Raw genomic sequence first — 20,855 nt, forward strand, 5'->3', positions numbered from 1 at the left:
GAAGGAGACGGTGATGCGCAGCGAAGACCTCATCACCGGGGTGGACGTTCCACGCACGTCCCTGGCCACCCACTCGCGCTACCTGAAGCTGCGCGACCGGGCGACCTTCGAGTTCGCTGTGGTGTCCGTGGCGGCCGCGCTCCAGTTGAGAGGCGGTGTCGTGCAGGACGTGCGACTGGCGTTCGGCGGGATAGGCACGCGTCCGTGGCGGGATCCGCGCGTCGAGGCCGCGCTACGAGGCCGTCCGCTCACGGAGGCGGCGATCGACAACGCGGGTCGGGCCCTCGTCCGGGAGGCCAGGCCGTACGAGGACAACAGGTTCAAGGTCCAACTCGTTCAGCGGGCGCTGGCGAGCATCCTCAGCGATCTCGGAGGCATGCGATGACCGAGCTGGTCGGTCAGGGCGTGGAGCGGGTGGACGGCCGGGTGAAGGTCACCGGCGCGGCCCGTTACGCCGCGGACAACGAGTTGACCGACGCGCTGCACGGGTTCATGGTGATGAGCACGATCGCCCGGGGGGAGATCCTCGAGATCGACACCCGTGCGGCGCTGGCCCACCCCGGAGTCGTGGCGGTCCACACCCACCGCGACATGCGGAGGTTCACGGTGCCGGCATTCCCGTACACCAAGGGCTTCGTGCCGATGCAGGATACCCGTATCCACCACAACGGGCAGCCGGTCGCTTACGTCGTGGCCGAAACCCTGGAGCAGGCACAGGAGGCCGCCAATCTCGTGCGCGTGCGCTACCGCGCCGAGGAGGCCGTCGTACGGCTGGCAGACGCGATGGACGAAGCGTTCCTGCCGCCCGCGTTCCGTGAAAGGGAGAACGAGTACGTCCGCGGTGACGCCGAGGCAGCTTTCGGGCAGGCGCCGGTCCGGATCGAGCGGTCCTACAGCAGCCCGATGCAGCATCACAATCCGATCGAGCCCACACCACCACCGCCGTCTGGAAGGACGACGAGCTGACTCTCTACGAGAGCGCACAGGGCGTCGTCTTCACCCGCATGATCGTGTCTCAAGCGTTCAACATCATCGATCTGACCAAGGTCCGGGTGGTCTCGCCCTACCTCGGCGGAGGCTTCGGCGCCAAGGGGCCCGTCTATCCCCACACCCTGCTCACCGCGGAGGTGGCGAGGCTCGTCGGACGCCCGGTAAAGCTGGTGCTGTCCCGGGCGCAGATGTACACCTCGAACGGCCACCGTTCCGAGTTCAGTCGCCGGCTGCAGGTCGGCGCGACCCGGCAGGGTGTTCTGACCGCGATCGTCGACACCTCGACGCAGCAGCTGAGCCGCACCGAGAACGGGGTCTACAACTCCAGTGATTCCACGATCAACCTTTACACCTGCCCGAATGTCCACGTACGGCAGATGGGCGTCAAGCTGGATCTGCACACGTCCAGCTACATGCGCTCACCCGAGACGACTGCTCACTTCGCTCTTGAGACCGCCTTTGACGAGCTCAGCTACGAGGTCGGCATCGGCCCCGTGGAGGTGCGGGTACGCAACCACACCACGATCGACCCGAGCGACCACCTGCTGGAGTGCTACCGGATGGGGGCCGAGGCGTTCGGCTGGGAGCGGCGCGATCCCCGGCCGGGGTCCATGAGGGTTGGCGACGAGTACGTGGGCTGGGGCATGGCTACCGCGTTCCACAGCTTCAACTCGATCGAGTCCTTAGCCTCGCTCACCGTCGGGCTGGACGGGCGGGCGACCCTGCGGACCGCGAGCCAGGAGATCGGCACCGGCACCTACACCGTGCTGACTCAGGTCGCTGCCGATGGGCTCGGCGTACCGCTCAACCACGTCACGACGCTGCTCGGCGACACCGAGTTTCCCCGTGCGTCGATCTCGGCGGGTTCGTCCACGATGCCGAGCGTGGTCGGTCCGGTGGATCAGGCAGCGAGGACCGCGCGAGACACCGTGGTACGTCTCGCCGTCGCCGACCCCCATTCCGATCTGTATGGCGTGCCGGCCGAGGAGGTCGTCGTGGAGGACGGTCGACTGTACGCCCGAGGCGACCGCCGTCGCCGTGACACCTTCCGTGGCGTCATGCGTCGCCGTGGCAGTGTGCTCGAGGTGCAGGGCGAAAGGCGGAACGTACCCGGACACACGTCTGGAGCAGTGTTCGTGGAGGTCCGGATACGGCCACGGGTCGGCGCGTTGCGGGTGAGCCGCGTCGTGGCCGCCTACGACGTAGGGCGGGTGCTCAACCGCCGGACCGCGCGCGGACAGGTGATCGGCGGCGTGACATGGGGCCTGGGCTTCGCGCTGATGGAGCAGACGATGGTGGATCCTCACACGGCCCGGGTCGTCAACCCCAACCTGTCCGCCTATCTGGTCCCGGTCTGCGCCGATGTCCCGTCGGTGGAAGCCCTGTTCGTCGATCGCGCGGACGACAACCACAAACCCTCACTTGGCGCACGCGGCTTTGGTGAGACTCCTGGAACAGGGGTGCCCGCGGCGATCGGCAACGCGATCTACCACGCCACCGGCCTCCGCCTCCGGGATGTCCCGTTCACCCAGGACAAACTCCTGTGACCGACCCTCATATCAACGGAGTGGCCATGTCTCTCGGCTCTACGCCGATCCTTTTCCTGCCCGGTTCCTGGCATGGGGCCTGGTGCTGGAACGAGGTCATCGCCCACCTCGTGCCGGATGGACGGCCGGCTCTGGCGGTTGACATGGCTGGACACGGGTTGCGTGCCCGCCGGCCCGAATGCCTGACCATGCGTCCGTTCGACCCGGCGGCGCTGGCCACCGAAGTCTCGCCAGTAGCCACTGTGGACCTCGACCACGCGGCCGATCTGCTGGGTCTCCAGATGAAACAGCTCGGACGTGGCGGTCCGGTCACGGTGGTGGCCCACAGCATGGGCGGCCCAGTCCTGACCCGGGTGGCGCAGCAGGTTCCCGAGTTGGTGGCGCACGCGGTGTACGTCGCCGCGGTCATGCCAGCGTCGGGCAATGCGCCCGGCCCGTACTTCACGCTGCCAGAGAACGCGGAGGCGCTGGTCCTGTCCGCGCTTCGAGGCGATCCCGACCTGATCGGGGCGCTGCGACTCGACCTCGCCTCGAACGACCTCGCCTATCGTCAGCAGCTTCGCGACGCGTTCTACGGCGATGTCGCCCCGATCGTCGCCGACGCCGCCCTGGGCCTGCTGACCCCGGACGCCCCGGCCAGCATGATGCGCGGCACCACCGAGCTGACCCGTGACGGCTGGGGTTCCGTACCCCGTACCTACGTCCTCTGTGCGCGTGACATGGCGATCCGCCCGGCCCTCCAGCGGCTGTTCATCGCGGAAGCCGACGCCGCCTTCCCGCAGAATCCGACCTCCGTCGTGACGCTGGATTCCTCACACGCGCCGTTCCTGTCCATGCCTGCCGAAGTAGCGAAGATCGTCGGAAAACTGGGCTGAGCCCTGGGAGCGATTGGGGAAGCGTTCAAGCGTGCGGGTGGTGGTGCAGCAATGGTTGTCACCCGCCTCACCACCCGCCGCCTCACGAACTGGCTCGTATCACTGGGCTTACTTGGAGTCGACCCGTCCGATCGCGTTGGCTCCGGTCGTCAGCGCGTCACGCGCCTGCTGCCAGGCGGGATCCCGGCGGTCGAACGCGGTGCGCAGGTAGGTCGAGGTCAGCCGCCCGACCGCGGCGACCCGCTGTGGGTTCTCGTCGGTGGTCAGGACGGAGTCGTATCCGCAGATTCCGCCGAGTTGGTGCTCCCCGTCGAACACGGTGAGCAGCGACTTGGGACCCGGCGAGAGGAAGTACGCGTCCATCCGCCAGCTCGCGCCCAGGTCGGTGAAGGTGGTGGAGAGGTCCCTGTCGCCCGCGACGACGAGTGCCGGCGTCCGCATCGTGGAGAAGTCTGGGGCGTTCAGAGCGGGGTAGAGCTCGGCCACCTGGTCGTGCAGCGCATCGCCGCCCCGGCCGGGCGGGGCGATCAGAACACCCGTTCTGATGCGGCGGTCGGCGAGACTCACCCTCCGGCCGCCCTGGGACGGATCGTCGAACTGCATGCCCAGCAGCAGGGCGGCCGTGTGCCCGCCCAGCGAGTGGCCCACCGCGGCGACCTTGTTTCGGTCCAGGCGCCCGGCAAGCTGCGGCACGGCCTTCTCGATCGCGTGCAGCTGGTCCAGGATGCGGGACATGTCTTCGGCCCGCGCCCGCGCGTACAGGGGCGCATCTGGGTCATCGGCGTCACGCAGGCCCAGCGACATCGCGTCCAGGAAGGTGGGCTGGACAACCACGAAGCCGTGCGAGGAGAAGTAGTCGACGATCGGACCGTAGCCGAGGTGGGAGTTGAGGAAGTTCACCTGACCGTGGCCGTGGGCGAAGAGGATGATCGGCAGGTTGCGTCCGGTCACCGGGGCGGAGACCCGCACCTCCAGAGGCGCGGCACGGCGGGGCGCTGGCAGCGTTACCGGGCTGACCGAGATGATCCGACCGGGCCCGCCGGGATGACCGGCGCCGAACCGATCGGTGCCTACCGTCGCCTCGGCCACATCGGCCCCGACCGCAGCTACCCCACCGACCGTGACCAGACCCATCCCGGCCGACAGCACCGTTCGCCGCGACATCCCGGCCGGCCCGCCGACGGAGTCGGCCGGATAACTCGATTCACTCATGATGGTGTTCCTTTCACAGTTCTAGGCCGCAATGTCGCAAGTCGGTCAGGCTCGAACGCTGGTCAGCGAGAGGCTGTCGTTCCACAGGTCGTCCGCGCGCACGGTGTCGTAGGACTCGTCCGACGAGCGGATTGCCGTGCGCCCGGCGAAGTACTGACCCGTGGTGCCGGCCAGTTCCGGCGCGGTCGCGAGCCAGGCAAGCGCACTGCCCGACTCCGGCGCGGAGTAGATGTGCGGGGTCACCGCCCGGCGCAGTAGCCACGTCAGGTGGGGCAGGACGTGCCGGGAGACGAACCGCACCGGGGTGGGCAGCGAGCGTCCCAGACTCGTGCCCAGGACCATGCCGGGGTCGAAGGCGTTGGCGGTGACGCCGTCGGGCAGGCGGCGGGCCAGGGCGTAGGTGAAGTAGATGTTGGCCAGTTTGGAGGTGCTGTAGCGGCGCTGACCGGCGATGAACGCGTTGTCGCCGGCGGCCGACGGCGCGAGGATGCCGCGGGCCAGGGCTTCCGCGTTGCTCCACGCGGGGGCCGGGCCGACCTTCAGGGCGGCCGGGTCGTGGGTGCCGCTGGAGACCACGACAACCCGTGCGGGCGCCTGCAGCACCGGCAGCAGCTCGTTGACCAGCACGAAGTGGCCCAGGTGGTTGACCCCGAAGGCGGATTCGAAGCCGTCGGCGGTCAGGGTCAGGCGGGTCCCCATCTGTACGCCGGCGTTGCACACCACAGCGTGCACCCGGGGGATCTCGCCTGACTCCACGCGGGCGGTCAGCCCGCTGGCGAACGCCCGGACCGAGGCGAGCGACGACAGATCCATCGCCATCGCCTCGACCGTGTTGCCCGCTGCGGCGCCGGCGGTCAGCGTCTCGACGGCGACCTGGCCCCGGCCCGCGTCCCGGACCGGCAGCACGATGTGCCACGGCCCGTTCGCCGACCTCAGGATCGCGGTGGCGGCTGCGACGCCGATACCGCTGGTTGCGCCGGTGATGACAGTCGTCCGGGATCCGTCCATGAACTGATGTGACATTCGAACCGACTCCTCGGTCTGCCGACGCGGCGTGGTTCCAGTCTGGGCAACCGTTGCTGGACGCTGAATACTTGTCCGTCCATACTTTTTGCGCGAGAGTGTCACCATGCGGAATGACCAGCTGTCCGAGGTGTTCGACCTCGTCGAGATCCGAGGTGTCGTGGCCGGCGGGTTCGCGGCGCGTGGCCCGTGGGTGGCGCGGTCGCCCTGCGTGGACTCGCTGAAGCTCATCGCCATGGTGTCCGGGCACGGCCGGCTGCTCACCGACGGCGTCGACGAGCCGATCGAACTCGCGCCGGGCGACGTCGCCATTCTCACCAACCGGTCATGGCTGCAGCACGAGGGCGGCACCGGCACCGGACCACCCCGGCAGATCGGGCCCGAGGAGAACTTCACCGGCCTCACCGAGGCCGACCGCAGCACCGACGACATCGTCATCGGCACCGCCGTGGACATCAACCCGGCCGGCCGCGAGCTGCTGCTGCAGACAATGCCGCCGGTGGGACACGTCCGGGCGTCGGCCGCGACCAGCATGCGTGGCCTCCTGGACCAGCTGTTCGACGAGATCGCCGGCAACCGCACCGGCTCCGCGTTCGCCATCCGGCAATACGCCCAGCTCCTCGTGCTCTCAGCCCTCCGCGCCTACCTCGACCAGGCCGAGGCACCGCCCGGATGGCTCCGGGTGCTGACCGACGAACGGCTGCGCCCCGCCCTCGAACTCATGCACTCCGAGCCCGGAAAGCCGTGGGGCCTGGAGGACCTGGCGCGCGCCGCCGTGATGTCACGCTCCTCGTTCGCCCGGCATTTCCGGACGGTGGCCGGCGTCCCGCCGCTGACCTACCTCAGCCGCTACCGGATGCTCCTGGCCCAGCGCGCCCTGCGCGGCGCCGACGTGCGCGTCGGTTCCCTCGCGGTCGACCTGGGCTACGCCTCCGAGGCCGCATTCAGCAACGCGTTCAAACGAGAGACCGGAGAATCGCCCCTGCGCTACCGGCACCGCGCACGCACCGAGCGCCCCATCCCCCACGGCGCAGCCGTGTAATCAATCACTCGGCGCACGGGTCACCATGCGCCGCTCGGCGGAAGGACCTCTCGCTCCGACGTTGACAGCTACGTACGTCATCGCAAGATTTGCGCCTCGCCGGCTGACCGGTCATGCGGCGGGCCTCGGCGTGCCGGCGGTGTGCCGGACCGTGCTGATCGGCGTGCGATTGGTCCGGCTCTGCCCTATGGAGCGGCAAGCCGGCCGGAGCGCCAGGTACCGGGCTGGGCAAACTCGATGATGTTGTTGCATAGCTGTGGCACCGATCTTGGTGATGGCGGCATCCCAGCGCCCGATCAGAGCATTGTCGGCCTTGCGGCAGTGACCGTACCGACGGTCGTAGGACTTACCGCGCGGTGCATAGGGATCTGATCCCTACGGACAGCTTGCGGCTCCAGCCGCAGCCGCCATCACGCCAGATCAGTCACGACAGCCGCCTGTCTATCGGTCCGATGGGAAATCAACCTCGCTGCTCGCGCCAGCGGCAACGACGTCATCCTCGACGCCCTGCTGCTGCGTCTGCACACCGAGACCGCCTGCCGCCGTGGCGGCGCACTCGGGCTACGGCCGGCTCAACCCAGCCTTCGGGATCTTCAGCCTTGGCAGACGGTATCGTCGACGTCCGCAACGTGAACACCGTGACTCTCCACGGGCACGGGCACGGGCACGGGCACGGGCTATTGTCATCGAAGATCAGGTTTGTGGCGGCAGCCCAGGAGTAGGAGGATCATGACGGAATCCACGACTTCCGGTAAGGCCGACTTCAGTGGAATTTACAACGAGATGGATGCCCTCGGGTACTACCCGGCTCTGCAGGCGGTGCAGTACGAGATCCCGCAGCATGGCGCCGATCTCTTCAGCCGGTTGGTCGACGTCCGCCACCACGACGACGGACGCCCGCCCACCATCCTCGACGTGTGCTGCTCGTACGGGATCGGGGGAATGCTGGCGAAGACCGATCTCACCCTGGACGAGGTCTACCAGCACTATCAGGAGGCAGCTGGCAAGGGCCTGACCGGCGACCAGCTGATCAGAGAAGATATCGAACTGTTGAGCCGGCGCGGGCGCCCCGGCGCGCCGCGGGTGATCGGGCTGGACGTGGCCGAGAACGCGACCCGATACGCCAAGGCGATCGGAGCAGTCGACGAGGCGTACGCCGAGAACCTGGAGACATCCGAGCCCTCGGCCGACCTCGCTCGACAGATGCGCGACGTGGACATGATCACGACTACTGGCGGTGTAGGCTACGTCACGGAGCAGACGTTTGGGCGCCTTCTCGACTCCTCCGAGCAGACGCCGTGGGTCGCCGCGTTCTGCCTGCGTGCGTACGACTACGAGCCCATCGCGCACGCCCTCGCCGAGCGCGGCCTGGCAACCGAGAAGGCCAGCCAGAGCTTCCCACAGCGACGGTTCGTCGACGAGGCGGAGCAGCAGTGGGCGACTACGGAGGTCGCCTCACGCGGCCTCGATCCGGCCTCAATGGAATCCGACGGACGCTACTATGCGGACTTCTATCTCTCCCGCCCAGAGCGCGACGTGGCTCAGTATCCGCTACGCAAGCTGGTCCCCCGGACAGCGGATCCGTTTCCTGACTGAACAGGACAAGGCCCTGGCAACGTCGTGAGGCGTCCGGATTAATCGGGTTGGTGTGGACCCACCCTCGTTGGTGACGGCAAGGCGGGCATGACCGGTTCAGAAGATCATCGAGGTTCCGACGCCTTGTGATCTGTCCGAAGTGAGTCATGCCCGCGCTGCCGCCATCGCTGATCTCATCGTTGTCGGCCACACCGATCGACTGTCACGTCCCCGAAAACTGCCGCTGGGCTGCTGGCTGCTCCGGAGAAGATGCCCGATCCTCATGCGCGCCCGCCGGGTTGGCAGCGCGGACGGTGGTGGTGACCGTGGCGGCGTGCCGTGGTCGCCGGGGTGCCGCTCGTACGCCCGCTCGCTGAGTGGGCCGGCGATGGCCCAGCGCGACCACGCTCGCGCTGGGCATCGCCCCACACCCGCGCCCATCGGAAGTCGTGATCCGTCGATTGCCGCGAGCCGTGGACCCGGACCTGCGGACCATGTTCTCGTACACGTCGTGGCAGAGTTGTCAGCCGATGTAGCCGTTCTGTGTCAACCAGGTCTTGGCGACATCCGCCGGATCCTCACCATCCACGTCGACCTTCGCGTTGAGCCCGACCATCGTGGCGTCGTCGAGCGCCCCGGCGATCGGAGCGAGGATCTCCTTGATCTCAGGGTGCTCGCCGAGCACCTCGGCCCGGACGTTCACCGAGCCGTTGAAGGGCGGGAAGAACTTCTTGTCGTCGGTCAACACGGTGAGACCGAGAGAACTCACCCGGCCGTCGGTGGCGAAGATCGAACCGAAAGCGCAGTCGCCCTTGTCAACCTGGGTGTAGACAAGGGCGTCCTGCACGTTGGAGACGTTGGCCGGCGGGAGTGTGAAGCCATATGCCGTCGCGAGCCCGGGAAGGGCGTCGGGCCGGGTGGCGAACTCGCCACCCGCGCAGAAGGTCGCGTCCGCGGGGTTACGTGCGATCAGCGCGGCGAGGTCGGAAATCGAGGCGACACCGAGCCGCTCGGCGGTCTCGCTGCTCGCCGCGATCGCGTAGGTGTTGTTGAACGGGGCCGGCTCAAGCCAGACGACACCGTTGACGGCGTCGGCGTCGCGGACCGCCTCGAACTGTGCTTGGACCCCGGGGATGCCTTTCTCGTTCTGCAGGTACGTGACCCAGCCGGTGCCGAGATACTCCCAGTACAGGTCGATCTCGCCGGAGGTCAGAGCCTTGCGGACAGTCGTGCTGCCCTGCAGTCCGATCTGGTCCTCCACCTCGGCACCGGCGGCGGTGAGCGCGAGCTTGGTCAGGTTTCCGAGGATGAGTTGCTCGGTGAACTCCTTGGAACCGACTGTGAGCGTCGTGCCCGCGAGGTCGAACTTCTCCCCGATGCTTCCGGTCCCCGCGACGTCGCCGTCGTTGCCGTCGCTACTGCACGAGACGACAAGCATCACCAGCGCGAGCGCGCTGGCGAGCACCGGCCATCGGCCTCGCTTCTTCGCGTTCCCCATGCTTTCCTCCTAGATAAACGGTGACATCAGACGAAGCCGCAAAGGTCAAAGACCCTTGGGGCGCAGAACGTCCTCGACAATGCCGGCCACCCAGTCAAGGAGCAGCGCCAGAACTGCGGTGAGGACACTTCCGGTGATGAGAACGGGCATTCGGTCGAAACGGATCCCCTGGTCAATGAGGAAGCCGAGGCCGCCGGCACCGACGAAAGTTGCCAGGGTGGCGGTGCCGACATTGATGATGAGTGCCGTACGGATGCCGGCGAGCACGACTGGCACGCTCAGTGGTAGCTCGACGCGGCGGAGCACCTGCCAGCCACTCAGACCCATTCCCCGGCCCGCCTCGATCAGCGTGCGATCGACCTGGTTCAGACCGACCATGGTATTGCGGAGGACCGGCAGCGCGGCGTAAATGACCAGGGCGTAGACGGCCTGGTCGAAGCCGATGCCGGCGGTGATCGCCATCAACACCAGTACCCCGATCGACGGCGTCGCCTGACCGATGTTGGCGACGGCGAGCACTGCCGGGGAGAACCTGCGGATCCCTGGCCGGGTCAGTACCACCCCCAGCGGCACTGCCAAGAGGACGACGATCAGCGTCGAGACGAAGGTGAGCTGCACATGCTCGATCAGCTTCTCGCGAATCGTGTCGGCGTTGAGGCTCGCCTGGGAGATCCTGTCGAGCTCCTGGGTCCGCCCGTAGAGATACAGCGCCACGCAGACGGCGGTGAGCAGCGCCGGGGTGCCCAACCAGCGCCAGAACCGGGACGGTCCGCCCAGTTCGGCGAGGAGGTCGTTGGCGTTGGGTGCGGCCGCGTCGGTCCTGCCCCCGAATCCTGGAACGGCCACCTAAGCCGCCTCCGCCGGCCGGCCCGCCGCGTCCCGGTCCCGGGCTTGGGCACTCTCCCGCATCTCGTCGACGGCCCGCATGACCGTGCGCATGTCGACGACGCCCCGGTACCGCCGCTGGCCGTCAACGACGATGGCGCACCCGACCCGCGAGGTGACCATCTCGTTCAGCGCGTCGTGCAGCGTGGCGTGCGGCTCCACGGTAGCCGCCGCAGGGAGCCCCACCCGGTCAAGGGATTCGTCCGTCCGAGCCAGGTCGTGGCCGGTGACCCAGCGCACCGGCCGCTGGTTCTCGTCGAGCAACAACAGCGACCCGTGATCACTGTCGGTGAGCGCCTGGCGCAGGTGCGCTCGATCGTCGCCGAGCCGACCGACCGCCCACTGGTTGAGCTCCACGTCCCGGACCCGGCTCAAACTCAGGCGCTTGAGCGACGCGCCCGAGCCGATGAAGTCCGCGACAAAGTCGTCGGCCGGAGCCGTCAGGATCGTCTCGGGTGTGTCGTACTGTGCGATCTTCGACCCCTTCGTGAGGATCGCGATCCGGTCACCGAGCTTGATCGCCTCATCGATGTCGTGGGTCACGAAGACGATGGTCTTCCGAATGTCGCTCTGTAGCCGGAGGAACTCGTTCTGGAGGCGCTCACGGGCGATCGGGTCGATGGCGCCGAACGGCTCGTCCATCAGCAGCACCGGAGGATCGGCGCCCATCGCACGGGCGACCCCGACCCGTTGGGCCTGACCGCCTGACAACTCCTTCGGATAACGCCCGCGGTAGGCCAACGGTTCCATACCCACCAGATCCAGCAGTTCGTCGACACGCCGGGCGATCCGGGGCCGGCTCCAGCCGAGCAGCTTGGGCACCAGGCCGATGTTCTCGGCGATCGTCATGTGCGGGAAAAGGCCGATCTGTTGGATGACATAGCCGATCCGGCGGCGTAGCTGATCCGCGTTGACGTCGGTTACGTCCTCACCGTCGATGAAGATGCGTCCCGCGGTCGGCTCGATGATCCGGTTGATCATCTTCAGGCTGGTGGTCTTGCCGCAACCGGAGGGTCCAACCAGAACCACGATCTCGCCAGCCGCTATATCCATGGTGAGGCCGTCTACGGCCGGTTCGGCCTGCCCCGGGTAGCGTTTGGTCAACGACTCGAGGCGGATGGATGCCGCGACGGTCCGCTGTTTGTGCTCGGTCATCACAGCCCCTTCGATGTCGTCAACCTGGCGACCACGCCGAGGACGCCGTCCAGCAGCAGCGCCAGCATCGCGACAAATAGAGTTCCGCTGAAGGCAAGGTTGAATCCGCGCTGGGTGCCGATCGCCGAGAGCCCCTGGAAGATCGGACCACCGAGGCCGGGGCCGTTGACGATCGCCGCGATGGCGGCGATCCCGACGATCATCAGTGTCGACACGCGTATGCCGACCATAATGACTGGCCAGGCGAGCGGCAACTCGATGCGGAGCAAGCGCTGGCGGTGGGAGAGCCCCATGCCCTGTGCCGATTCGACGACAGCCGGATCGACCGAACGCAGTCCGGTGATCGTGTTGCCCGCGATGGGAAGCAGCGCGTACAGCACCAACGCGACGACCGTGGGCACGGCACCGAGACCGAAAATAGGTATGAAAAGTCCAAACAGGGCAAACGACGGGATAGTCAAGAAGGTGCCAGTCACCGTAAGTACAGCCCTGACTCCGTTCGGATTGCGATAGGTTGCCAACCCGAGCCCGAGCCCGATAACGGTCGCCAGCACGATAGTGACAAGGACCACCAATACATGCTCGAAGGTGAGCCCGAGCAGGTCAGGCCACTCTCGTTCCAGGTATGCGGGCAGGCCGGAGATGTAGTCAAGGAAGGTCATTGGGGCGTCAGTATAACGGGTGGCGTTTCACGCTTTGACGAGCCCCCTGGCCAACGGCCAGATCGATGATCACCCAACTGGCGACGGTGCTCCCGGTTTAATGGCAGCAGTAACTGATTTTTTACAAAATCAATCAGTGGTCCACAGGTCTTTGTTTGGCAAAGTTCGTACTCGACTGTTGGTAACAGCCGCACGGCAATCGTGTTTGCGGTCCGGATTTCCCGTGAGCTTGTGATTAACCCGCGCGTTGTTTCCCAGCGGTGATACTCAAGGCATCGCGCTACCGGTCCTCGACGCCGACGTCGGCGCCGTCAAGCAGTCGAAGCCTGAGCGGTCAGATTGCCCGGGCCGAACGCACCACGCCGGTTTGGTGCCGGATGCGGATCCGCCGACCGCGCTGGTCGGGCTCTGCGGGTGGCAGGGGGCGCGGCACTGGACGGGGTGCAGGTCGATGCTCCGCCAGCGGGGCGGAAAGCCAACCGCACGGTGATGCACAGGCTGCTCGCATTCCAGGCAGTGATCGTTGAGGTAGCAGTGGTGAACGGGGAAAGTCAACCAAACCGACTCCACCAAACCCGGGGAACATCACTTCCATGCAGAACCTACGACGCGGCCACTACGAACTCACCGTCGATGCCCCGCCAGCCAAAAGGGTCGCTGCCGCGTTTACCGAGCTGGCCCACGCGATCTGACCGCCGGACCCGTAAGGTGTTCGGCATTCCCCTTGATCCCGTAACGCAACAGCGCCCTACGAACTCACCGCCGGCAATCCGGCCGAGGCTGCCAGGCTCTACACGGAGCTGCTCGACCGACCCCAGCAGGTCAACGGCAGCGAGACGGTGACCGCCCTCGCCAGGCTGAGCGACGCGCTGCAACGGATCCGCCGCATCGACGAAGCCATCGAATGGCAGCGCAAAGCGGCAGAGCGCTACGAGGCGGACGGCAACTATCGGCGGGCTGCCAAGTCCTGGCGCAAGATCGAAGCCTTACGCCAGCAGGCCCCTGCACAGGGCTGAGCCGCACCCCACGCTGTGCCGCCTGCTCTCCGGCCCGCTCGCTGTCAGGTGAGTCGTGATAACCGGGGCGTCCGTGTACCCCTACGACGACGCGGGTGGCCCGACGAGGCTGGTGTGGTGCTGGTAGCGGGCACCGGCACCGGTGTCGCCGCTGCCCACCTGTTCGAGGATCGGCTCGATCACCTCGGCGATGTGGGACACCGCTTCCTCCTCGGAGGCCCACTCGGACAGCAAGAAGACGCTGGTGCCGTCGACACTGATGTGGAAGTTTGCGGCGATGGCTCCGGGATAGTCCCGTTCCTCGCCCTCGGTCGCCTCCTCCGAGGCGAGCAGGCCGTCGACCCATCCACGCGCCGCCTCGTGGTTCTCCATCTTGAAGATGGCGGCCGGGAAGCACCGGGCCACGGGGGCCGGGCCGGTGATGGCGCCGCCACGCACCACCCGGTATAACCGGTACCGCTGCGGCTCGGGGGACCGGACGCCGGGGATGCCCCATCCCGGTGCGGGCGGCCGCGAGACACTCCCCTCGTCCCGCAGCGATGCGCTCAACGCCTCGTCCGACGACCACTGGGCGTAAGTCAGCACCGACTCGCCGTCGGTGCTGACGAAGCAGTTGAGCGAGATTAGGCGGGACGGCCACTGAATGGCCTGCCAGTGCGCGACGATCGCCTCGGCCAGGGCCCGCTGACGTTCGGGCCCCCCCGTGATCACCTCGGCGACGAGCACGGTGGTGACATCGGGGCGGTTGATGACCGGCTGTACGGCGGGCGGGTTGGACATCCTCGACTCCTCGGGTGTGGTGGCCGGATTCCTCGCGGTGCACGACGTACGACGACCCTGGCGGTCAGCGGTCCTTGTGGCCCACGACCAGCACGTCGTCCGGCGTGTTCGTGAGCCCGACCGTCTCCGGGCGGAAACCCGCCTTGGCCAGCCAGCCGTGGCACTCCTCAACCGAGTACTCGCGGCCGCCCGCAGACCAGACCAGCATGCTCAGGCTCGCCAGCACCGCGTTGAGCGGTGGGTTGTCCCCGCCGACCATCGGGTCGTAGACGAATACCGCTCCCCCGGGCTTCACCGCCTGGTACGCGTTGTGCAACAGCCGAATCCGGTCCTCCTCGCCCCAGTTGTGCAGGATGTGACCGAAGATCAGCACATCGGCCTCGGGCAGCGGGTCGGTGAAGAAGTCCCCGCCGACGAACGAGACCACGTCCGCGGCGCCGAGCCCGGCCATGTGCCTGGTGAACGCCGGCTCCAGCGGCGGCAGGTCGAAGACGGTGGCGGTGAGGTGCGGGTTCCTGGCCACCAGTGTCCGGGCGAAGTTGCCCCGGGCACCTCCGACGTCGACGACCGAGTGGTACGGGCTCCAGTCGAGGTCGCTGATGCACAGCCCGATCGGGGTGTTGAACATGTCCATACTGTCCAGGAAGGCTTCGGTGGCCGCCTCGTCCCGGTACAGCGAGTCGTACGGGTTCCCCTCGACGGCGGCGCGGTTCTGCGGCTGTCCGGTACGCAGCGCGGTGGCGAGGCCGTCCCAGGCGGGGTTCAACTCGCTGGCGCAGAACCGCAGGTAGCCGCCGATGTATCCGGGCCGGCCACGAACCAGGTATCCCTCGGCGGCGGGAGAGTTCCGCAGTCGCTCGTCCTCATGTTCGAGCAATCCCAGGTTCGCCAGGGCGAGGAGGAAGTCCCGGGCACCCGGCATCCGGAATCCGAGGCGTTCGGCGAGCTGCTCCGGGGTCGCCGAGGTACCCGACAGCTCGCTGAACAGGTCGGCCTCCACGGCGGTGACCAGGATCTTCGTCTGCCAGTGGCCGGTCACGATCGCCATCACCGGCCCGGGGCCGACGGACATAGGCGGCTCGGTGTGCGCGGAGTTCATGTGGTTGACGCCTCCTCGGGACAGGTCGGGGCCATGCGGAAGATGCGGGAACCTGGCGACGGCTTCGCCTACCAGGGGTACGGGGTGCCGTCGTAGTTGCGAAACGTCCCGGTAACGCCGTCGCCGGACAGCGCCAGCCGGACGATGCCGGCCGCTCCCTCGGCGGGATCGGCGGCGCCGGGTGGGGGTGGGCCGCCGCCGAACCCTGTGGCGCGCAGTCCGGGGCAAACCACGTTGACGGTCACGCCGGTGTCGCGCAGCTCGGTCGCGTAGAGCACGGTGACGGCGTTCAGCGCCGCCTTCGACGAGCGGTACGCCAGCGGAGTGAGGGCGGCCCAGGGCGCTGCGGGGTCCGTCATCGTGTGCATCGCGCCGAGCACGCTGGTGACGTTCACGATCCGGGCCGACGGGGCACGCCGCAGCAGCGGCAGCATCGCGTTCGTGGTCGCGATGACGCCGAAGACGTTCGTCTCGTAGGTGGCGCGGACGTCGTCGACGCCCGCCTGGGACGGCGGCGCGAACCCGGCCGCGATGCCCGCGTTGTTGACCAGGATGTCCAGCCGGCCGGTGGCGGTCTCGATCGTCTTCGCCGCCGCGGCCACGGAGTTCGCGTCGGTGACGTCAAGCTGTACCAGTTGGACGGTCACGCCGTCGGCGGCCAGCGTGTCGACTGCGGCCTGTCCGCGTCGGCTGTCCCGGGAGCCGAGCAGGACGTGCACGCCGGCCTCGGCGAGCTGCTTGGCGACGTGGTACCCGATTCCCGTGTTGGCGCCGGTGACCAGCGCCACCTTCGCCGCTACCACTGCACGGACGACGTGAGCAGGGCACGCGGAGCACACCTGGTCCGGAGGCGCACCTCACCGCTGGCGAGGATGAGTCGCGGTTCCGGCAACCGCCGGTCCCTCCGTACCTGCCGGGATTCCACCTGCGGGGACTTCATGTGGTGCGAGCCTCCTCGGGATCATCGCCACCGGGGCAACGAGAAGAGCCCTTCCTGGGACGCGAAGGGAGTGGTGAGTTCGGCGGAAAAGCCCTACGTCCGACCCGGACGCCTTCGATGCTATGTGTTCGAGAGGTCGGGCCCGGTCAGGACACATAAAGGGACTCGTCAATTCTTTGTGAAGCGTCCCGCGTCAGCGGGACAGCAACTCCTTGGTGATGCGGTCCAGCCGCAGCGCCTTGTCCCGATCGAAGCCGCCGCCCTCGATGCCGATCCGCCGACCCTCGACGATGGCGCTCAACGGTTCCGGCGGCGGCTCGTCCAGTGCCGCGACGATGGGCACGATGCTCTTCGCCACCGGCTTGCCGAGCCGCCTCATCGACTCGATCTGCGCCGCGGTCGGCGGGTCGTACTCACCGGCGAAGCTGGTCGCCGTGCTGCCGGGGTGGAGCAGCACGTACCGGATGGGGCTGCCCGGGTGCCGCTCGGCGAAGGCGACCCCGAGCAGGTCGTTGAGCCTTCCGCCCTGCATCAACGCGTTGACGCCCTGATAGCCCCGGGTCATTTCGAGGTCGTCCCACTGGATCTCGACGGGGTTCGGGCCGGGCCCGGCCACGTTCATGATGACGGGACTGCTCGTCTCCGCCAGGGTGTCGGCCAGGCCGTGTCCGAGCAGGAACCGGCTCAGGTAGAAGAGCGCGAACGTGTGCTCGAATCCGTCGGCGGTCACCGTGCGCCTCGAATTGAAGTAGCGCGCGCAGAGCACCAGCGCGTCCACCGTCGGGAACTTCGCCTTGATCTCTTTGACGACCCGATCATTTTCGCCGATCAGGCTCAGGTCCGCAGGGACCACGAGCCCCTCCCCGCCGATATCTCCGGCGGCGTCGAGAACTTCCACCCCCTTCGCCGCGTCCCGGCCGACGATGACGACGTTGTCGCCGCGGCGTCGATAGGTGACCGCGAGCGCGGCACCGATTCCGTCGGTCCCACCAGTTATCACGATGGTCTTCACGGACGATCTCCTTGAACGGCCTGAGTACGCAACCCGGTCGGTACGTGCACGGGCATCCTGGCCGCCGGCCGCGAACGTCCACACGCCAGCATCGTACCGGAAGGCTCAGAAAACTGTACTAATAAGTTCAATGTTTCCGGTCTATCCGCGTCCCGTCACGCTTCCGTGCAGGTGGTACCGCTTGAAGCCGATCGGGCGCACGCCCGGCGTGGCGTTGCTGATCCGCAGCGTCGTCGCCCGGGTGGACCCGGCGAGGAACACCTCATGTGCCTCGTCCGAGGTCCACTCCGCATAGTTGAGCACCCGACTGCCGTCGGTACTGACGTGGAAGTTGGCGGCGAGCAGGCCCCGGTTCCGGTCGGGCGGCGCCTGCTCGATCGAATCGGCGATGGAGTCGATGATGTGCTCCTGCCGGTCGGGGCCGTCGACGTCGAACGTCGCGATGACCACACAGGTGGGCGGGGTGCCGTCCCGGACGACGCTGCGCCCGAGTCGGTACTCGACCGGGCCCGCCCCCGACGCGCCGTGCAGCGACCGGATCGTCCTCCGGTCCGACCCGTCCAGGCAGCGGGTGTACGCCAGTACGGTGTCCCCCCGCACGTCGAGGAAGCAGCTCGACGAACGGATCTCCGCCGGCCACGTGGTACCGGACCACCGTCGCCCGAGGCTGTCGAGCAGGCGGCGAGCCGCCTCGGCGTCCGGCACGTACCAGGTACTGACGAAGGCAACCGGCGCGTCGGTCCGGCGTACGTCGGGCATGGCGGTCGAGATCGGCAGAGTCACAGGTTCTCCCGGTTCGGTGGAGGGCGGCCGGCGTGGTGTCCGGCCCGGTGTCAGCGCCGGTACGGGCGCCTCGTCCGTGCGTCGCGCAGTGTCACGGCCCACCAGTGCACCTGGTCCAGCAGGGCCTTCGCTGCGGCCTCGCACTCCTCGGTCCGGTACGGGCGGCCGTGCCCGTCGAACCGCGTCCACGCGTCGTGGAAGCTGACCGACTCGCGCACGGTCACCGCGTGCAGTTCGGCAAAGACCTGTCGCAGGTGTTCGACGGCGCGCAGACCACCCGACATGCCGCCGTAGGAGACAAAGCCGACCGCCTTCGCCGCCCACTCGTCGAGGAACCAGTCGAGGAGGTTCTTGAGCGCGGCCGGGAAGCTGTGGTTGTACTCGGGTGTGACCACGACGAACGCGTCACCGGCGGAGAGCCGGGCGGAGAGTGCGTCCCGTGCCGTCGCGACACCGGTGGCCGGCCGCTGGCCACTTGCCGGCATCACCAGCGGCAGCGGGTGGTCGAGCAGATCGACCACGTCGACGGCCATGTCCGCGCGCGACATGACCTGGCCGACGAACCAGTCGGCCACGGTCGGGCCGAGCCGACCGTCCCGGACGCTGGCGATGACGACGACGAGCTTGATCGGGTTGTCCGTCACAGTGGGACCTTTCGTCGGATCGGAAGGGGTCGTCGATGCCGGATCCCGGTCAGCGCGACGAGCAGACCTGCCGCGCCGACCACGGTGATGAGCAGCAGCGCCGGCCGGTCGCTGCCGAAGGCCGTCCGCAGCAGCGCGACGAGTGGCAGCACGACGACGGCCCCGATCTGGACAGCGGCCTGGTACAACGACACCGCCCGCGCCCGGTTCTCGACCGCGACACCGGCCGTGGCCTGCATGTTCAACGCGGCGAAGGAGAGTACGAACCCCGCCTCGACCAGCAGCAGGGCCGGCAGGGTCGTGGTCGGGTACGCGTCCACCCACGGCCGCCAGAGGTAGTAGACCGGGGCGAGGAATGCCGCGAGCGCACCGAGGGCGATCAGTCGGGCGGCGCCGAACCGGGCGACCATCCGTCCGGCGAACGGAACGGTCAGCACCAGGGGTACGCAGGCCGGAAGCAGTGCCAGCGCGGTCTGCCAGGGCCGCCAGCCCAGTTCGTCCCAGATCTGGAAGGTGACGAGCAGCAGCAGGCTCTGGTACGTGCCGTTGAGCGTGGCCGCGCCGAGTGCGGACCGCACCAGCGCACCGTCCCGGACCGCAACCGTCCGGGGTACGACGTCGCGGGGCGGGTCGGGTGGGAGTACCCGCAGGCCGAACAGCAGAAGCACCAGCGCCACCGGGGCGGGGAAGAGGAACGTCCAGTGCCAGCCCGCCTCCAGGAGCACCGCGGACAGCAGCAGGCCGACGGTGAACCCGGCCGCGCCGAACAGACCGTAGATCGACACCGCGCGGCGGTGCTGCGGCCCGCCGGCGAAGGTGGTACCGATGATGGCCAGCCCGGTCGGGGCGGTCAGTGCGACACAGAATCCCTTGACCACCCGGGTGGCGATCAGTATCGCGATGTCGTCGGAGAGACCGCCGATCACCGAGGCAGCGGCGAAGACGAGCATCGCGGCCAGATAGGCGCGGCGGGCACCCCAGTGGGCGGTGATCCGCCGGCCGAGCGGGAGCAGCGTCGCGAAACCGACCGCGAAACCGCTCATCAGCCACTGCACGGTCGGCAGCGACAGGCCGAGATCGGCGCCGATCGACGGCAGCGCGACGAGCACCACCGACACCTCGATCGAGTCCAGCACCATGTTGCCGGAGAGGATGACAAGGATCGCCCACGCGCGCCGGTCCCAGCGGACCGGTCGCGTGCCGGTGCCCGGGGCCGGGATGGCCGTACTCATGTCGGTGGACACCTCCCTCGCTCGTCGGTACCGGTACCTGTTCCCTCAGACCCTCCAGTTCGGTCAGGTGGTCGAACACCACGTCGCTGGTCACCGTGTCCTCCTCTTCGGCCCCTCACCAGGCCAGCCGCAGACCGGTTGCGGTGCCGTCCTCGCTGACGAACGTGGCCGTCGGGCCGTCGTCGCCGAGGGTCGCCAGCAGTACCGGGATGCGCGCGCCCTGCTCGGGCGTGAGGATGCCCCGGTGCTCGTTGATATCGGTGGCGACGAAACCCGGGGAGACCGCGTTGACCAGGATCCCGGTGTCGCGCAGCTCGTTGGCGTAGGTGATGGTGACGGCGTTCAGGGCCGCCTTCGAGGTGTTGTAGTCCAGCACCACCGGGAAGACACCGGGCGGGAACAGGCCTGTCGGATCGGTCCGTTCGGCGGCGTACGCCAGCGATCCGAGCAGGCTGCTGACGTTCACGATCCGGCCGGACGGGGAGCGCCGCAGCAACGGCAGCATCGCGTTGGTCACCGTGACCACGCCGAACACGTTCGTCTCGAACGTACGCCGCACCTGGTCGGTCGAGGTCTGGCTGGGCGGCGTCGGTGGACCGCCGGTACCGGCGTTGTTCACCAGCACGTCGAGCCGCCCCGCCTCCTCGTCGATGCGTTTGGCGGCGAGGGCCACGGACGACTCGTCGGTGACGTCGAGCCGTACGAAACGGGCGTCGAGGCCCTCGGCGCACAGCTCGCGCTCGGCCGCCCGTCCCCGGCTCTCGTTGCGCGCCCCGAGGTAGACGCACATCCCCCGGGCTCCGAGTTGTCGGGCAACCGCGCGGCCGATCCCCTTGTTCGCCCCGGTGACCAGCGCGACGCGGGTGCTGCTGGAGGTCATGGCTT

21 protein-coding genes are annotated in these 20,855 nt (G+C 68.0%); 7 read left to right on the forward strand and 14 right to left on the reverse strand.

Annotated elements, in window-relative coordinates:
* The first annotated feature begins 13 nt into the window (after positions 1-13).
* The 4 genes from R6Y94_RS37445 to R6Y94_RS37460 are packed head-to-tail and all read left to right on the forward strand — an operon-like array spanning position 14 to position 3,412.
* Positions 14-385, forward strand: a complete 372-nt coding sequence (locus R6Y94_RS37445; RefSeq protein ID WP_318401496.1) for a hypothetical protein — start codon at positions 14-16, stop codon at positions 383-385.
* Positions 382-966, forward strand: coding sequence for a hypothetical protein (locus R6Y94_RS37450; protein WP_318401288.1), 585 nt, complete (start codon positions 382-384; stop codon positions 964-966). The genes R6Y94_RS37445 and R6Y94_RS37450 overlap by 4 nt, the downstream gene beginning before the upstream one ends.
* Positions 963-2,537, forward strand: coding sequence for a xanthine dehydrogenase family protein molybdopterin-binding subunit (locus R6Y94_RS37455; RefSeq protein WP_318401497.1), 1,575 nt, complete (start codon positions 963-965; stop codon positions 2,535-2,537). Before R6Y94_RS37450 ends, R6Y94_RS37455 begins: the two co-directional genes overlap by 4 nt.
* Before the next feature lie 26 nt (positions 2,538-2,563).
* A complete protein-coding gene (locus R6Y94_RS37460; protein WP_318401290.1) occupies positions 2,564-3,412 on the forward strand; it encodes an alpha/beta fold hydrolase in 849 nt (282 codons plus the stop codon).
* Positions 3,413-3,520: 108 nt separating this feature from the next.
* On the opposite strand, the gene R6Y94_RS37465 is transcribed toward R6Y94_RS37460, so the two are convergent.
* Together R6Y94_RS37465 and R6Y94_RS37470 are read right to left on the reverse strand one after the other, a co-directional pair.
* Positions 3,521-4,501 (reverse strand): alpha/beta hydrolase family protein, encoded by a 981-nt coding sequence (locus tag R6Y94_RS37465; RefSeq protein WP_412102972.1) that lies wholly within the window; start codon positions 4,499-4,501, stop codon positions 3,521-3,523.
* 168 nt (positions 4,502-4,669) lie between these two features.
* Positions 4,670-5,647: an SDR family NAD(P)-dependent oxidoreductase gene (locus R6Y94_RS37470; RefSeq protein WP_318401294.1), complete on the reverse strand. Its 978-nt coding sequence runs from the start codon at positions 5,645-5,647 to the stop codon at positions 4,670-4,672.
* A 106-nt stretch (positions 5,648-5,753) separates the two neighbouring features.
* On the opposite strand from R6Y94_RS37470, the gene R6Y94_RS37475 reads away from it, so the two are divergent.
* A complete protein-coding gene (locus tag R6Y94_RS37475; RefSeq protein WP_318401295.1) occupies positions 5,754-6,689 on the forward strand; it encodes an AraC family transcriptional regulator in 936 nt (311 codons plus the stop codon).
* 729 nt (positions 6,690-7,418) lie between these two features.
* Positions 7,419-8,285, forward strand: a complete 867-nt coding sequence (locus R6Y94_RS37480) for a hypothetical protein (protein ID WP_318401297.1) — start codon at positions 7,419-7,421, stop codon at positions 8,283-8,285.
* A 502-nt stretch (positions 8,286-8,787) separates the two neighbouring features.
* On the opposite strand, the gene R6Y94_RS37485 is transcribed toward R6Y94_RS37480, so the two are convergent.
* From R6Y94_RS37485 to R6Y94_RS37500, 4 genes are read right to left on the reverse strand one after another with little or no spacing between them, the layout of a single operon-like run.
* Positions 8,788-9,762 carry a glycine betaine ABC transporter substrate-binding protein gene (locus R6Y94_RS37485; protein ID WP_318401299.1) on the reverse strand — a complete coding sequence of 325 codons (975 nt, stop codon included), beginning with the start codon at positions 9,760-9,762 and terminating at the stop codon, positions 8,788-8,790.
* Between the two features lie 45 nt (positions 9,763-9,807).
* Positions 9,808-10,608 carry an ABC transporter permease gene (locus R6Y94_RS37490; RefSeq protein WP_318401301.1) on the reverse strand — a complete coding sequence of 267 codons (801 nt, stop codon included), beginning with the start codon at positions 10,606-10,608 and terminating at the stop codon, positions 9,808-9,810.
* The gene (locus R6Y94_RS37495) at positions 10,609-11,802 is read right to left on the reverse strand and encodes a betaine/proline/choline family ABC transporter ATP-binding protein (RefSeq protein WP_318401500.1); all 1,194 of its coding nucleotides are present in this window, start codon (positions 11,800-11,802) and stop codon (positions 10,609-10,611) included.
* Entirely contained in the window at positions 11,802-12,464 is a 663-nt protein-coding gene (locus tag R6Y94_RS37500; RefSeq protein WP_318401303.1) for an ABC transporter permease, read from the reverse strand. Before R6Y94_RS37500 ends, R6Y94_RS37495 begins: the two co-directional genes overlap by 1 nt.
* Positions 12,465-13,303: 839 nt before the next feature.
* Between R6Y94_RS37500 and R6Y94_RS37510 the strand changes: the two genes are divergently transcribed.
* Positions 13,304-13,480: a hypothetical protein gene (locus tag R6Y94_RS37510; RefSeq protein ID WP_318401305.1), complete on the forward strand. Its 177-nt coding sequence runs from the start codon at positions 13,304-13,306 to the stop codon at positions 13,478-13,480.
* Positions 13,481-13,561: 81 nt separating this feature from the next.
* Here the strand turns inward: R6Y94_RS37510 and R6Y94_RS37515 are convergent, their stop codons facing one another.
* The 8 genes from R6Y94_RS37515 to R6Y94_RS37550 form a co-directional block, all read right to left on the reverse strand.
* Entirely contained in the window at positions 13,562-14,260 is a 699-nt protein-coding gene (locus R6Y94_RS37515; RefSeq protein ID WP_318401307.1) for a hypothetical protein, read from the reverse strand.
* Positions 14,261-14,324: 64 nt separating this feature from the next.
* The gene (locus R6Y94_RS37520; protein ID WP_318401309.1) at positions 14,325-15,359 is read right to left on the reverse strand and encodes a methyltransferase; all 1,035 of its coding nucleotides are present in this window, start codon (positions 15,357-15,359) and stop codon (positions 14,325-14,327) included.
* Positions 15,360-15,427: 68 nt separating this feature from the next.
* Complete coding sequence (locus R6Y94_RS37525; protein WP_318401311.1) at positions 15,428-16,162, reverse strand: SDR family NAD(P)-dependent oxidoreductase; 735 nt, start codon at positions 16,160-16,162, stop codon at positions 15,428-15,430.
* A gap of 330 nt (positions 16,163-16,492) precedes the next feature.
* Positions 16,493-17,311, reverse strand: a complete 819-nt coding sequence (locus R6Y94_RS37530) for an SDR family NAD(P)-dependent oxidoreductase (protein ID WP_318401313.1) — start codon at positions 17,309-17,311, stop codon at positions 16,493-16,495.
* A 141-nt stretch (positions 17,312-17,452) separates the two neighbouring features.
* Positions 17,453-18,094, reverse strand: a complete 642-nt coding sequence (locus R6Y94_RS37535) for an antibiotic biosynthesis monooxygenase (RefSeq protein WP_318401315.1) — start codon at positions 18,092-18,094, stop codon at positions 17,453-17,455.
* Positions 18,095-18,144: 50 nt separating this feature from the next.
* Positions 18,145-18,738 (reverse strand): NAD(P)H-dependent oxidoreductase, encoded by a 594-nt coding sequence (locus R6Y94_RS37540; RefSeq protein WP_318401317.1) that lies wholly within the window; start codon positions 18,736-18,738, stop codon positions 18,145-18,147.
* Positions 18,735-19,970: an MFS transporter gene (locus R6Y94_RS37545; protein ID WP_318401319.1), complete on the reverse strand. Its 1,236-nt coding sequence runs from the start codon at positions 19,968-19,970 to the stop codon at positions 18,735-18,737. The genes R6Y94_RS37540 and R6Y94_RS37545 overlap by 4 nt, the downstream gene beginning before the upstream one ends.
* Before the next feature lie 115 nt (positions 19,971-20,085).
* Positions 20,086-20,850 (reverse strand): SDR family oxidoreductase, encoded by a 765-nt coding sequence (locus tag R6Y94_RS37550; RefSeq protein WP_318401321.1) that lies wholly within the window; start codon positions 20,848-20,850, stop codon positions 20,086-20,088.
* Positions 20,851-20,855: the final 5 nt, after the last annotated feature.

The organism is Plantactinospora sp. KLBMP9567, from assembly GCF_033446045.1.
GTDB lineage: Bacteria > Actinomycetota > Actinomycetes > Mycobacteriales > Micromonosporaceae > Plantactinospora.